Source organism: Ancylobacter sp. IITR112, assembly GCF_041415945.1.
GTDB lineage: Bacteria > Pseudomonadota > Alphaproteobacteria > Rhizobiales > Xanthobacteraceae > Ancylobacter.
The window spans coordinates 4,171,353-4,185,335 of record NZ_JBGCUS010000001.1; the positions used below are offsets into that span (position 1 = coordinate 4,171,353).

A 13,983-nucleotide genomic window follows, 5' to 3' on the forward strand; every position below is an offset into this window, starting at 1 on the left:
GGGTTCCGGCATGAAAAGCCCGGCGCACCATGGCGCCGGGCGTCGAGGAAGTCGCCTCAGAAGCCCAGTGCGCAGCCATCCTTGCGCGGGTCGGAGCCGGCGAGCAGGAAGCCGCTGGCGGGATCGCGCAGGATGATCTGCGCTCCGCCGAACGGCTCGATGGCGGAGGTGACGGTGTGGCCGCGTGCCTCCAGTTCCGCTCGCAGGCTTTCGGGCCAGGTCGGCTCGATTTCCAGCACGCCGTCATGGGCGAAGGAGCGTGGCGCGTCCACCGCCATCTGCACGTCGAGGCCGCGGTCGAACAGGCCGGAAAGCAGCGCCGCCTGGCCGGAAGCCTGGTACTGCCCGCCCATCACGCCGAATACGCCGACGGCTTCGCCCTCCCTGCGCAGCAGGCCGGGGATGATGGTGTGCATCGGCCGCTTACCACCGGCGATGGCGTTGGGATGGTCCTCGATCAGCCGGAAGGAGGCGCCGCGCGAATGCAGCAGCACGCCGGTTTCCGGGTCGATGCGGGTCGAGCCATAGCCGTGGAACAGCGAATTGATGAACGACACCATGTTGCCGTCGCGGTCGATCACGCTGATATAGACCGTGTCCTTGTGCTCCGGCTCGTCCCACAGCGCCGGCGGCAAAGCGCGGCCCATGTCGATGCGGGCGGCGAGGCGGCGGGCGGTCTCGCGCGAGAGCAGCTCTTCCACCGGCACCGTCATCGCCGAGGGATCAGCGAGCAGCGCGTCGCGGTTGAAGTAAGCGAGCTTGCCGGCCTCGGCATGGAGATGCACCCGGTCGGCCAGCGACAGACCCTCGCCGAGATCGAATTCGCGCAGGATGTTGAGCAGCATCAGCGCCGCGAGGCCTTGGCCATTGGGCGGGCACTCTTCCACGGTGTAGCCGCGATACTCGGTCGCGATCGGCGTGGTGTAGAAAGCGCCCTCCTTCATCGCCGCGAAGTCCTCCACCGTGTGCAGCCCGCCGAGGCTGTTGAGATAGCGCACCATTGATTGCGCGGTTGCGCCCTCATAGAAGGCGGCCGCGCCATGGGCAGCGATGTCGCGCAGGCGCTGGCCGAGGAGCGGCTGGGCATGGCGGTCGCCGGCCACCAGCGGCTTGCCGTCCTTGAGGAAGAAGGCGCTGGCGTTCGCATCCTGCGCCAGCAGCGGGGCGTCGTCGGCCCAGTCGAAGGCGACGCGCTGGGCGATGGGGTAGCCGTTCTCGGCATAGTCGATGGCGCGGGCGAACAGCCGCTCAAGCGGCAGGCTGGCATAGTCCGCGTGCAGCCGCGTCCAGGCGGAAATCGCGCCCGGAACAGTGACGGCGTGCGGGCTGGTGCGGGGAATCTCGGTGGTGAGGCCGGCGGCCTTCAGCGCCGCGACGCTCGCCGCCATCGGCGCGCGCCCGCTGCCGTTCAGCGCCACGGTCGGTTGGCCCTTGGGCGCGTAGAGCGCGAAGCAGTCGCCGCCAATGCCGGTCATCGCCGGCTCCACCACGCATTGCGCCGCCACCGCCGCCAAAGCCGCGTCGATGGCGTTGCCGCCGGCCTGCAGCACCTCAAGCCCCGCCGCCGTGGCCAGCGGGTGGGAGGTGGCGATCGCCGCGTCGCGGGCGAACAGGGTGGGGCGGGAGGGGCCGAAGAAATCGGTGCGCTGGGTTGTGATCACGGGAGGCGTTCCTGCTCGGGCGGTACTGCGGGGAAGCCATACAGCGCCGCCGCATTGTCTGTCATGATTTTAGCGGCAAGGGCCTCACTGCCGCACCAGTCGCGGAACAGGTCGACCAGCGCCGCGTCGTCCGGCGGATTGCCGGGCTTGGACGGGTGCGGCCAGTTGGTGGCGAACAGGCAGCGCTCGGGCGCATGGGCGATCAGCGCGCGGGCGAGCGCGGCGACATCGTCGTAACCGGGTGCTCCGACGCGCGAGGTCTCGTAGACGCCCGAGGTCTTCACATAGGTGCGGCCGCTGTCGAGGAGGCGCTGCAGCGCCTTGAAACCGGGATGATCGAGCCCGACGGGCTCCAAGAACTTGCCATTATGGTCGATCACCAGCCGGCCGGGCAGGCGGGCGAGGCGCCCGGCTTCCTCGTGCAGAAGCCGCCCGTCCATCTGCATCTGCACATGCCAGCCAAAGGCGGCGGTCTTGGCGGCCAGCGTTTCCAGATCCTCCCAGCCGAGCGCGCCGCCGCCGATCATGAAGAAGCGGATGCCGCGTATGCCGAGGCCGGTAAGTCGCTCCAGCTCCGCGTCGCTCACGTCGGGGGGCACGACGGCGACGCCGCGCGCGTCTTCCCCGAGGATCGCCATCGCGTCCAAGGTGGCGCGGTTGTCGAAGCCATAGACCGAGGGCTGCACAACCACAGCGCGCGTGAGGCCGAGCGTGGCGCGCACCTTGAGATAGGCGGCGATATCGCCCCCCGCGACCGGCGGGAAGGGCGAGGCGGGTGCCGGCGGATAGGTCTCCGCCGGGCCGTAAATGTGCATGTGGCAGTCGCACGCGCCCGGCGGCGGCGTGAAGGCCGGTGCCCGTGCCGGCAGCAGCGCGTTCATCGCGACCGCCAGTTCGGGATGCGATGCGGGTTCTTGGCGTGGATCGGCAGCCGGCCTTCCAGCATCGCTTTCACCTGCTCCACCGTCTCCATCGCCTGGAATTCCGAGGGCTCGATCATCAGCGCCGCCGAATGCGGCGTGGCGACCACATTGGGCAGGCGGGCGAGGCGCAGCGAGGGCTGCTGGTCGCGCCCGTCGCCGACATCGAGCCCGGCGCCGGCGATGGTGCCCGAGGTGAGCGCTGCCTCCAGCGCGTCCTCATCCACCAGAATGCCGCGCGAGATGTTGATGAAGAAGGCGTCGCGCCGCATCTTGCCGAAAGCCTCCGCATTCATCATCCGCTCCGTTTCCGGCGTCGCATAGGCGGCGCAGACGACGAAATCCGGCTGGGACAGCACCTCGTCGAGGCCGACCGGGATGACCGCGCCATTGTCGAAGCGCGCATAGGGGTCGTAGACCGTCACCTTCATCTTGAAGGCCAGCGCCAGCTCGACGATGCGCCGGCCGATCGAGCCATAGCCGATGACGCCGACATGGGCGCCGGCCATCTGCCGGCCGAACACCATGGGATGGGAGGCGTCGCCGGCATGATAGCGCTCGGCATCTCGCGTGATGTTGCGGGCGAGATCGAGCATCAGGGCCAGCGTGTGCTCGGCCACCGCGTCGGCATAGCCGGACGAGCAGTTGCAGACGAGGATGCCGGCCTCGGACGCCGCGTCCACATCGATATTGCGCATGTCGACGGCGCAGCGGGTGAACAGCCTCACATCTTTCAGCCGCTGCATCACCTCGCGCGGGCCGGCTGCGAGGCGGTCTGAAATGACCACCTCGCAGCCCTCCGCCGCCTTCACGAGGGTGTCTCCCGACAGGGGCTCATGACTGTCGTTCATCACCAGCTCGATCGGCAGTGCCTTCAGGGCCTCGACGGCCCTGTAGCCGTAGAAATGTTTGAGCAGGTCGCGGTTATGGGTGAGCAGTACACGCATAGGTTTCATTCGGTGCCCTCGGCCATGCCGGCGACGATGTCCGCCGGCAGCTGGGCCATCACCCAGCGGTTCATCGCCAGCACCATGTCGTCGCGCCAGGAGAGCGGGCCGGGGCGGGCGAGGCAGGAGGAAAGGCCGATCTGCTGCTTCTGCAGGATGTCGACATCCTCCATCGCCACCGCTTCCCAGCGCTTGTAATAGGGCGCGGCGCGCTCCTCGAAATCGGGCAGTTCGGTATAGGCCCTGGGGAAGCAGCCGCCGACGGAAAGCACGGAGCGGTCTACGGAAATCGGCCGCACCGCCAGCCACCAGGCGCAGTCCTGGGCAAAGACGAACTGCACGGTTGGCTCGATCACGGTGAAGAAAGTGCCCTTGCGCGCCTGCTCGGACAGGCCCTCGATCGGCGGGAAGGGCGGCTCCTGCCCGAGCACGGCGATGGAACGGTTTGACTGCACCTGGATGACGTGCCAATTGCCCTGGGTGGGGAAACTCACCGAGCGCTGGGCGCCGACGGTGGCGGCGTGGACGATGCCGGTGTGGTAGGTCTCCATGGCGTTTTCGAGCAGCAGCTTCCAGTTGCACCGCGTCTCGATCTCGTAGTGCCAGGTCTTGACCATGTCGCCGAGCTTATGGCTGCCGACCAGCTCCGGCATGTTGCCGAGATGGGTCATCAGGCCGGGGGCGCTGTCGTCGTAATTGAGGAACACCGAGCCCTCCCACACCTCCATGCGGATGGGGATGAGGCCATGCGGCGGCTTCTCGAATTTCGGCACTTCGCGCATGCCCGGCGCACCCGCCAGCGTGCCGTCCAGCCGGTAGTTCCAGGCGTGATAGGGGCAGGTGAGGTTCCTGGCATTGCCGCAGCCTTCCATAAGGATGGAGGCGCGGTGGCGGCAGACATTGGCGAAGGCGCGCAGCACCTCGTCCTCGCCGCGCACCAGCAGCACCGGCCCGCCGACGCTGTCGAGCGCCTTGAAATCACCGGGCTTGGCCACTTCTTCCACCCGGCCGGCGAAGAACCAGCTCTTCATGTGGATGTGGGCGACCTCGGCCTTGAACACCTCCGGGTCGGTGTAGAAGCGGGTCGGGGCGCTCTTGGCGTCGCCGAGCGGCGGCTCGGACCAGACATAGGGTTCGGGAACCAGCGTCGTTTCGAGGCTCATGACCGGGGCCTTTCGTTCAGCGATGCCCGGCATTCAGGCGGTGTTCCGCCTGGCCGAGCTGGACGAGATGAAGGGCGATGACGGCGACATGGCCGGCCAGCATGGCCGACATGCCCTGCACGTCATGGGGCGGGCTCAGCGTGTTGATGTCGACGCCGACGAGGTCCAACCCCTTGAGTCCGTGCAGAAGATCGAACACTTCCGCCACTGGCGGGCCGCCCCAGGTGGGAGTGGCGACGCCCGGCGCGGCGGAGGGGTCGAAATAATCCATGTCGAAGGACAGGTGCACCGGGCGCGTGCCGACCACCTCGCGCACCTCGGCGGCGATCGCCTCCGGGCCGCGCCGGCGCACTTCGTCGCCCGGGATCAGCCGGTAGCCAAGGCCGCGCGTATAGTCATAGGCGCCGCCGACCAGCATGGTGCCGCGCGCGCCGATGTGGAAGGAGCGCTTGGTGTCGATCAGCCCTTCCTGCGCCGCCAGGGTGAAAGTGGTGCCGGTGTTGAGCTCCTCGCCGGGATAGGCGTCGGTATGGGCGTCGATATGGATCAGCACCAGCTCGGGGTAACGCTTTGCCAGCGCACGCAAAACCGGCAATGTGACGGTGCCGTCGCCGCCGACGCAGAGGGGCACCGCGTCCGCCGTCACCACCTCCTGCACCACGGCCTCCATCGCCGCCATAGACGGGCCGATATCGGAGGCGACGACATCGACATCGCCGAGGTCCACCACCCGCCCGCCTTCGCGCGGATCGGTATCGGCGAGCGGGGGATAGAACGGGCGCACCTCGCTCGACATGGCGCGGAAAGACGCCGGGCCCTGACGCGAGCCGATGCGGGTGGCGTGGGTGCCGCAGTCGAAGGGCAGGCCGATGACGGCGATCTGCCCCGCACGGACGGATGTTGCCGGGGGCACCCCGAGAAAGGTTCCGAGCCGCATGCGTGGGGCTCCAGAAGTATCGGTCATGCGTCGGCTCCAAGATAGAAAGACTTCACGCGCTCCGGGTCGATATTCGCACCGCTGTCCTCATGGACGATGCGGCCGAGGCGCATGATGTAGACGTGATCGGAGAGGCGCATGGCCTCCACCGCGTTCTGCTCGACCAGCAGGATGGTGGTGCCCTGCTTGCGAATCTCCAGCACCGTATCGAGGATCAGGTCGATCATCTGCGGGGCGAGGCCCATGGTGGGCTCGTCCATGATGAGCAGGGAGGGGCGCGACATGAGGCCCCGGGCGATGGCGAGCATCTGCTGCTCGCCGCCGGACATGGTGCCGGCCTGCTGGCCCATGCGTTCGCCGAGGCGCGGGAACAGCGCCACCATGCGCTCAACATCGCTTGCGATATCAACGGCATCGCCGCGCGCATAGGCGCCGAGCACCAGGTTTTCACGCACGCTCATGCCGGCGAAGACGCGGCGGCGTTCCGGCACATGGGCGATGCCGCGCGCCACCCGCAGCTCCGGCGCCAGTACGGTAATGTCTTCTCCGGCAAAGCGAATCCGGCCGGAGCCAAGCGGCAGCAGGCCGGACAGCGCCATCAGCGTCGTGGTCTTGCCGGCGCCGTTGGAGCCGACCAGCGAGACGATGCGGCCGGGCTCCACCGCCAGATTGACGCCGTCCACGGCGCGGATGCGGCCATAGGAGACGGCCAGATTTTCAACCTGGAGTAGCGGCGGCGTCGCCGCATCGGCGTGACCAGTGAGTGCGGTGTGGTGGACGATGTGTCCAGTCTGGCTCATCGCGCTCACCTCGCCCGGCCGAGATAGGCGGCCTGCACCGCCGGGTCGGACAGCACCTCTTCCGGAGGGCCGTCCGCCAGCTTGCGGCCGTATTCCAGCACCGTGAGGTGGTTGCACAGCCGGCGGACCACCTGCATGTCGTGCTCGATCAGCAGCACGGCGATGCCCTGCGCCCGCACCTGCCGCACGAGATCGGCGATTTCGGCCTTCTCCACCGCGTTCATGCCGGCGAGTGGCTCGTCGAGCAGCAGCAGCTTGGGTGAGGAGATGAGGGCACGGGCGATCTCGACCCGGCGCTGATGGCCATAGGACAGGGTGGTGGCGACGCGGTCGGCGACTTCCGCCCCCAGCCCGACAAAGGCGAGCAGCTCATAGGCGCGGGCGATCATCGCCGCTTCCGCCGCGCGGGCGGCGCGCCGGCCGAAGACGAGGGAGAGCGCATTGGCGGAAAAGCGCTGATGCGCGCCGACCAGCACGCTTTCCAGCACCGTCATGGCGCCGAACAGCCGGATGTTCTGGAAGGTGCGGGCAAGGCCGCGCCGGGCGAAACCGTTGACGCCCAGCCCGCCGATTTCCGCGCCGTCGAACACCAGTTTGCCCTCGGTCGGGCGGACGAAGCCGGTCAGCACATTCAGCACGGTGGTCTTGCCGGCGCCGTTCGGGCCGATCAGCCCGTGAATGGCGTTGCGGTCGATGGCCATGTCGAGGTCGCCGACGGCCTGCAGCCCGCCGAAACGCACGGTGATGGCGCGGGCTTGCAGCAGCGGCGCGGGGGTTGGGGCTCTCATGCTGCCTCCTTCGCGCGGGCTGGCCGGGAGCCTGGCATGGTGAGGGCGACGCGGGCGCTGGCGGCGAGCCCCTGCGGGCGGAACACCATCAGCACGATGAGCACCACGCCGAGCAGGGCGAAGCGGGTTTCCGGGTACGCCTGCACGAAGGGCAGGTCGAGCGCGAGCTGCAGGAACACGATCCAGATCAGCGCGCCGACAAAGGGCCCGATGAAGGTGCCGAGCCCGCCGAGCACCACCAGCATCAGCAGCAGGATGTTCTCGAACAAAGAGAAGTTCAGCGGGCTGATATATTGCTGGGTGTGGGCGTAGAACACGCCGACGAAGCCGCCAATGAAGCCGCTGGCGGCATAGGCATAGAGCTTGTAGCGCGCGGTGGGCACGCCCATTGCCTCCGCCGCCTCCTCATCTTCGCGGATCGCCACCCAGGCGCGTCCGACATAGGAGCGCACCAGCCGGGCGATGGCGAAGACGACGACGACGGCCAGCGCCAGCGCGAAGAAGAACTGCGCGCGCGGCGAGCCGAGCGCGATGCCGAACAGGTTCGGCGCCGGAATGCCGCGAATGCCCATCGGCCCGTTGGTCAGGTCCATCCAGTTGATGGCCACCACGCGGACGATCTCGCCGAAGCCGAGCGTCATGATGGCGAGATAGTCGCCGCGCAGCCGCAGCGTCGGCGTGCCGAGCATCACGGCGAAGCCGGCGGCGAGAAGGCCGGCGAGCGGCAGGTTGAGATAGAGCAGCCACCAGATATCGGCCGGGGCGACGCCGAACTGGTCCTTCAGCACCAGCACGAACAGGATCGAGGTGAGATAGGCGCCCACCGCCCAGAAGGCGACGAAGCCGAGATCCAGCAGGCCGGCAAAGCCGACAATGACATTGAGCCCGCTCGCCAGCATGCCGTAGATCACCACGAGGGTGAGGATGCGCAGCCAGTAATCGGAGGGCAGCAGCACGCCGACGACAAGCGCCAGCGCCAGCAGGCCGAGCGCGGCGGGCGTGCCGGCGGAAGCGGCGCGCGCCAGCACGCCGTCGAAGCGGGCGAAGGAGGCGCGCAGCCAGGCTGCGCCGAACTCCGAGGCGCCGCCGAGCAGGCTGCCGCGCCCGGCGGAATTCAGCTCCGGCTTTCCGAGCAGGCCCTGCGGACGCAGATAGAGCAGACCGACCAGCAGCACGAAGCTGATCGCGTCCTTCCAGGCGGTGCCGTTGGGCAGATAGCCCGACCCCAGCGCCTCGACGAGGCCGAGGATCAGCCCACCCAGCGCCGCGCCGGGAATGGAGCCGATGCCGCCCAGCACGGCGGCGGTGAGCGCCTTCAGCCCGGGCAGAAAGCCCATGCTGGAATGGGCGAAGCCATAGGTCTGCGCATAAAGCAGCCCGGCGAGCGCGGCAAAGCCCGAGCCGATGGCGAAGGCGGCGGCCACCACCCGGTTGACCGGGATGCCGACCAGCGTCGCGGCCATCTGGTCTTCCGCGCTCGCCCGCATCGCCCGGCCGAGCGAGGAGCGGGCGATGAAGGCGGACAGGCCGAGCATGGCGGCGAGCGCGGTCGCCATCACCACGAGGTCCATCACCGAGAGATAGATGGAATCGAACAGCACCACCGGCGGCAGTGTGGCGAGGGCGAATTCCGGGAAACGCAGCTCCTCCGCGCCCCAGATGGTCTGGGCGAGGCTTTGCAGCACCACGGAGACGGCGATGGAGGTGATGAGCGGGGCAAGGCGCGGGGCGTTGCGCAGCGGGCGATAGGCGATGCGGTCTACCAGCACGCCGAGCGCGGCGGTGAGCGCGATCGCCCCCGCCGCCGCCACCGGGAGCGAGAAGCCCGGCATCGGCACGATGGCGCCGAGCAGGCGTACTTCGGGCAGCATCAGCGACGCGGTGAGGAAGGCGCCGAGCATGAACAGTTCGCCAAAGGCGAAGTTCACCAGCCGCACGACGCCATACACCAGCGTGAAGGCGACGGCGGCGAGGGCGTAGATCGCCCCCAGCACCAATCCGTTCGCCAGCAACTGTCCGAGATAGTCCATCCGCCTGCCTGCGTTGCCTCTGGGAATGCGCCGGCCCGGGCGAGCCGGGACGGGTGGGTTGTGCGCGGAGCGCCCGCCTTTGCTCTTCCCGTGGGGAGAGGTGGCCCGCGCCAAGCATCAGACCTGTTTGGAGACCTTTCCGCCGGCGTCATCCCGGAATGACCGAAGGTCATATTCGGGATCGCTTCGGTTTCACGGTGGGCGATCCCGGCCCTCCGCCTTCGGCTGCGGCCGGGATGACGGTTAGCCGCGTGGTTTTCCAGAAAGGGCTCTCGCCGCCGCGCTTAGGGCTGCTTGGGGGCGAGGCCGAACTTGCCGTCCTTCACTTCGAGGAAATACAGCGCGCCGGCGCGGTCGCCCGAGGCGTCGAAGGTGGTGGGGCCGGTGACGCCGGGCACGTCCTTGAGCTTGCCGAAGGCGGCGTTGAGGCTCTCCCGGGTGACGGGGCCATCCTTGGCGGCGAGGTCCACCGCCGCGCCGAGCGCCATGCCGGCGTCATAGCCCAGCGCCGCCCAGGCGCTCGGGTCTTCCTTGTAGGCGGCCTTGTAGGCGGACAGGAAGCTCTCCGTCGCCGGGGTAGCGACCGCCGGGTCGAACATGCCGTAGACGATCATGCCTTCCACGGCGCCGCGGCCGAGCTTCATCAATTCGACATTGAGCGCGCCATCGGTGGAGAGAAGCTGCGCCTTGATGCCGAGCGCGCGCGCCTGCTCGGCGATCTTCGCCGCCTCGGTGTAGAAGCCGCCGATGAAGATGGCGTCCGGCTTGGCGGCGCGCACCTTGGTCAGCAGGGTGCGGAAATCCTTGGAGCCGAGCAGATAGGATTCGCTGCCGACGATCTTGGCGCCGTCCTTTTCGGCGGCGGCGGAGAACGCCTTGGCGACGCCGATGCCGTAGTCGTCCTGCTGGTTCAGCACATAGATCGACTTGAGGCCGAGCGTCTTGGCGGCATAGTCGCCCATCATCGCGCCCTGCACCGCATCGGTCAGCACGTTGCGGCGGAAATAGGGGCTGACATTGGACAGCGCCGGGCTGGTGACGGCCGAGGCCAGCACCGGGAGCTTGCACTCGTTGAACACGGGCACGGCGGCAAGGGCGATGGAGGAGAAGGAATAGCCCATCACCACATCGATCTTCTTGTCGGAGCAGAAGCGCTGGGCGATCAGCACGCCCTCGCGCGCCTCGCCGCGATCATCCACCGCGTCGATCGTGTAGGTGTTGCCGCCCTTCTTGTTCAGGGCCTCTACCGCGAGGTCGAGGCCCTTGCGCATGTTGAGGCCGAAGGCGGCGAAATCGCCGGACAGCGCGGCGGTGAAGCCGATGGTGATCTCCTCGGCCCGGGCAAAGCCGGGGGAGGCGAGAAGGCCGATGCCGAGCACGGCAGCGGCAAGGCGATGGATCGTCATGCGAAGTCTCCTCTGGAAGAGATGAGCCGTGCGGCCTGCTGCGGAAGGTTCCGGCCTTGGGGCCGTGTCGTGTTGGGTCGGCGTGCGGGTCAGTGGAGTTCCACCGTCACCCAGGTCTCGAAGCAGTAGTCATCGGCCAGCGACATCACGCCGATGGAGGCGCGCCCGCCGACCCCGATTTCCGGGCCGAACACCTGCTCGAACAGATCGGTGAGCCCGCTCGCCACCAGATGCGGCTGGGTGAAAGAGGGGTCGCAGGCGATGAAATTGAGCGAGCGCACCAGCCCCTTCACCAGGTCGAGATCGCCGACCGCGTCCTTGATGCAGGACAGGCAGTTGAGCCCGGTGAGGCGGGCGGCCTCATAGCCCTGTTCCACGGTGACATCGCGCCCCAGCCGGCCGGGAAACAGCGCCTTCCCCTGCGCATCGACGCCCGCCGTCTGGCCGGAAAGGAACAGCAGCCTGTCGCTGAGATAATGCGGCTTCATCTTGCCGTAGCGCGTGCCGTAATAGCCCGCCCCGCCGCCAGCGCCGGGCAGCACGAGGCCGAGTTGCTCCACGCGCCGGGTTGCGGAAGCGGTGCTTGCCGGAATGTTCATGGGGCTCCCTCACGCGGCTGATGACTGCACCCGATTTCCCGTCGATTTCGCGTCGGCGTCAAACAGGAATTAGCGGGAAGTCCATAAGGCAAAGTTATACACTCGGCTGCGCCGGCTACCGCTGCCCGAAGTTTGAGCGCGCGGCGGGGGCTTTCAGCGCGGGGCGGCGAGGTCCGGGGCGACAGTGCGGCGGAAACGCTCCATGAAGGCGACGGAAATGCGCGAGGGCGGCCTTGTGCTGGGCCGGAACATGCCGAAGCGGTAGGGCACGAGCGGGCGGAACGGCACCGCCACCAGGCCCATCGTCGCGAAGAAGCGGGCGGTGGCGGGATCGACCAGCGTCACCGCGCCGAGCTGCTGCACCAGCACGCAGGCGGTGCCGAAAAATTCTACCTCCGCCACCACGTTCCAGTGCGCCTGCGCCTCGAAGAAGGCCTCCGCGGCGGCGATATGGGTGATGTGCTCGGGAAACAGGGTGACGAAGGGCAGGGCGTCAAGCTGTTCCGGGCCGATGCAGCGCTCCCCGGCCAGCTTATGGTCGGCGCGCATCACGCACATGCACGCCACCTCGAACAGTTCGAGCGAGGCGACATGGATGTCGATCGGCAGCTCCGCGAATCCGACATCGAAGGCGCCGATGGTGCCGAGATCGCGTACCGCATAGGAGGAGCGGGTGATGAAGCGGGCGGTGGCCCCCGCATTCTCCTTCAGCACATCGGCGATGATGGGGGGCAGCAGATAGGTGGCGAGGCCCGGCGGGCTGGCGATGAGCAGCGTCGCCGAGGACAGGCCCTTGAGATTGCGCGAGACGGCGAGGGTGCGGTCCATCGCGTCGAGCGTGCGCACGATGGCGGCGAAGAAAGTTTCCGCCTCCGGCGTCGGCTCCAGCCTTCCATGGGCGCGGTGGAACAGTTTCAGCCCGATCTCGTCCTCCAGCCGGGCGATGAGATTGCTGATCGCCGGCTGCGACTTGCCCAGCAGCACGGCGGCGGCGCTCATCGAGCCGTTCTCATAGACGGCGCGGAAGGCTTCGAGATGGCGGGTGTCCATCGCTGGCGCTCACTCCCTCGGGCGCCCGGCCCGGCCGCGCGATTCGTGTCATTGTCGGGGGCGATCCCCGCCGGCGCAATGGCGGGGCGTGGGGGCCGGCGGTTGCCGCTCACGCGGCCGGCGCGCGCGCGGGAAAGCTCGCCAGCGCCAGCGCGGCGACGGCTTCCAGCCGGTCGCGGCTGAAGCCGGCCTTGGCCTGTACGCCGATGCCGTGCAGCACCGCCATGAGAAAGGCCGCCAGAGCCTCGGGCCGGGCGTCCGGAGGGAGGTCGCCCTCCGTCCTCGCGCGCTCGAAGCGCTGGCGCAGCGCCGCTTCGCCCTCGGCGCGGGCGGCGATCAGCGCCTGCCGCACCGGCTCCGCCGCGTCCGAGCCGGCGAGCACGCCATTGAGGTAGAGGCACCCGGTATGGTCGGGGCAGCGCGTGTTCAGCTCCACCGCGCGGGCGAGCATGTGCGCCGCCACCTCCCGCGCCGAGGGCAAAGCGAGGGCTTCGGGCACATAGGCGAGTTCCCGCTCGGTATAGCGGGCGAGGACGCGGCGAAACAGCGCCTCCTTATTGCCGAAGGCGGCATAGAGCGCCGGGCGCTCCACCCCCACCGCCGCGGTGAGGTCGGCATAGGAGGTGCCCTCATAGCCCTTGCGCCAGAACAGGGCGAGCGCCGCGTCCAGCGCCTCGTCCACATCGAAGCCGCGCGGGCGTCCCATCAGGCGGTTCCCTTCGTTTTCATAACGAGCATTATAAAACGCCTTGACAGGCGACGTCCATATTTCATACCCATCGTTACATAACGAGCGTTACAGAACGCTTCCATCGTACCGGCGCCTCCGCGCGCCGCGAAAGGATTTTTCATGTCGAAACCCCTCACGGGCCAGGTCGCCCTCGTCACCGGCGGGTCGCGCGGGCTGGGCGCCGCCATCGCCACGACCCTGGCCGAGCAGGGCGCCGATGTCGCGCTCACCTATGTCGCATCAGTGGAGAAGGCCGAGGCGGTGGCCGCGACATTGCGGGCGCAGGGCGTGCGCGCGCTCGCCCTGCGCGCCGACCAGGCGGACGGGGCGGCGGCCAAGCCGCTGGTCGAGGCGGTGCTGGCGCATTTCGGGCGGCTGGACATTCTCGTCAACAACGCCGCCATCGCCGTGCAGGGCCGCACCGTCGACGATCCGCTTCTCGACACCGCAGGTCTCGACCGGCAATGGCAGGTCAATGTGCTCGGCGCGGTGGCGACCACGCGGGCGGCGGCGCCGGTGCTGTCGGATGGCGGGCGCATCATCTTCATCGGCTCGCTGATGGGCAGCCGCGTGCCCTTCGCCGGCGCGGCCGACTATGCCGGCAGCAAGGCGGCGATCGCCGGCTATGCGCGCGGTGTCGCGCGCGATCTCGGGCCGCGCGACATCACCGTCAATGTGGTGCAGCCCGGCATCATGCCGACCGATATGGCGGTGGACGCGCTGGGCGAGGACGGCCCTCCGGCGGCGCTGATGGACCAGCACCCGATCCGCCGCATCGCGACGCTGGAGGAGGTCGCCGCGCTGGTGGGCTTCCTCGCCGGGCCGCAGGGCGGCTACATGACCGGGAGCAGCTTCGACGTGGCGGGTGGGCTGCAGACCTGAGGCAGCCGGGCCGGCGGCGTCGCTCCGCCCGTTCCGCCAGCGAACGTTTAGCGCCTGATCGGATCAGGCT

The 13,983-nt window shown here is 68.6% G+C and carries 13 protein-coding genes; 1 reads left to right on the forward strand and 12 read right to left on the reverse strand.

The window, feature by feature from the left end:
* Positions 1 to 56 precede the first annotated feature (56 nt).
* The 12 genes from AAC979_RS19805 to AAC979_RS19860 all read right to left on the reverse strand — a co-directional run bounded on the left by AAC979_RS19805 (position 57) and on the right by AAC979_RS19860 (position 13,007).
* Positions 57 to 1,661: a gamma-glutamyltransferase family protein gene (locus AAC979_RS19805; protein WP_371348600.1), complete on the reverse strand. Its 1,605-nt coding sequence runs from the start codon at positions 1,659 to 1,661 to the stop codon at positions 57 to 59.
* On the reverse strand, positions 1,658 to 2,542 hold the full coding sequence (locus tag AAC979_RS19810) for an amidohydrolase (RefSeq protein ID WP_371348601.1): 885 nt from the start codon (positions 2,540 to 2,542) through the stop codon (positions 1,658 to 1,660). The genes AAC979_RS19805 and AAC979_RS19810 overlap by 4 nt, the downstream gene beginning before the upstream one ends.
* Positions 2,539 to 3,537, reverse strand: coding sequence for an NAD(P)-dependent oxidoreductase (locus tag AAC979_RS19815; protein ID WP_371348602.1), 999 nt, complete (start codon positions 3,535 to 3,537; stop codon positions 2,539 to 2,541). The genes AAC979_RS19810 and AAC979_RS19815 overlap by 4 nt, the downstream gene beginning before the upstream one ends.
* Positions 3,534 to 4,691, reverse strand: coding sequence for an aromatic ring-hydroxylating dioxygenase subunit alpha (locus tag AAC979_RS19820; protein WP_371348603.1), 1,158 nt, complete (start codon positions 4,689 to 4,691; stop codon positions 3,534 to 3,536). The genes AAC979_RS19815 and AAC979_RS19820 overlap by 4 nt, the downstream gene beginning before the upstream one ends.
* Before the next feature lie 16 nt (positions 4,692 to 4,707).
* Positions 4,708 to 5,628, reverse strand: a complete 921-nt coding sequence (locus AAC979_RS19825) for an arginase family protein (RefSeq protein WP_371348604.1) — start codon at positions 5,626 to 5,628, stop codon at positions 4,708 to 4,710.
* Positions 5,629 to 5,651: 23 nt separating this feature from the next.
* Complete coding sequence (locus tag AAC979_RS19830) at positions 5,652 to 6,311, reverse strand: ABC transporter ATP-binding protein (RefSeq protein ID WP_371349104.1); 660 nt, start codon at positions 6,309 to 6,311, stop codon at positions 5,652 to 5,654.
* A gap of 122 nt (positions 6,312 to 6,433) precedes the next feature.
* The gene (locus tag AAC979_RS19835; protein WP_371348605.1) at positions 6,434 to 7,216 is read right to left on the reverse strand and encodes an ABC transporter ATP-binding protein; all 783 of its coding nucleotides are present in this window, start codon (positions 7,214 to 7,216) and stop codon (positions 6,434 to 6,436) included.
* On the reverse strand, positions 7,213 to 9,246 hold the full coding sequence (locus AAC979_RS19840) for an ABC transporter permease (protein ID WP_371348606.1): 2,034 nt from the start codon (positions 9,244 to 9,246) through the stop codon (positions 7,213 to 7,215). Before AAC979_RS19840 ends, AAC979_RS19835 begins: the two co-directional genes overlap by 4 nt.
* A gap of 284 nt (positions 9,247 to 9,530) precedes the next feature.
* Positions 9,531 to 10,652: an ABC transporter substrate-binding protein gene (locus AAC979_RS19845; protein ID WP_371348607.1), complete on the reverse strand. Its 1,122-nt coding sequence runs from the start codon at positions 10,650 to 10,652 to the stop codon at positions 9,531 to 9,533.
* Between the two features lie 89 nt (positions 10,653 to 10,741).
* Positions 10,742 to 11,251 carry a RidA family protein gene (locus tag AAC979_RS19850; RefSeq protein WP_371348608.1) on the reverse strand — a complete coding sequence of 170 codons (510 nt, stop codon included), beginning with the start codon at positions 11,249 to 11,251 and terminating at the stop codon, positions 10,742 to 10,744.
* Positions 11,252 to 11,404: 153 nt separating this feature from the next.
* On the reverse strand, positions 11,405 to 12,301 hold the full coding sequence (locus tag AAC979_RS19855) for a LysR family transcriptional regulator (protein ID WP_371348609.1): 897 nt from the start codon (positions 12,299 to 12,301) through the stop codon (positions 11,405 to 11,407).
* 109 nt (positions 12,302 to 12,410) lie between these two features.
* Positions 12,411 to 13,007 (reverse strand): TetR/AcrR family transcriptional regulator, encoded by a 597-nt coding sequence (locus tag AAC979_RS19860; RefSeq protein WP_371348610.1) that lies wholly within the window; start codon positions 13,005 to 13,007, stop codon positions 12,411 to 12,413.
* Positions 13,008 to 13,151: 144 nt separating this feature from the next.
* Between AAC979_RS19860 and AAC979_RS19865 the strand changes: the two genes are divergently transcribed.
* Positions 13,152 to 13,913, forward strand: coding sequence for an SDR family NAD(P)-dependent oxidoreductase (locus AAC979_RS19865; protein WP_371348611.1), 762 nt, complete (start codon positions 13,152 to 13,154; stop codon positions 13,911 to 13,913).
* Positions 13,914 to 13,983 lie beyond the last annotated feature (70 nt).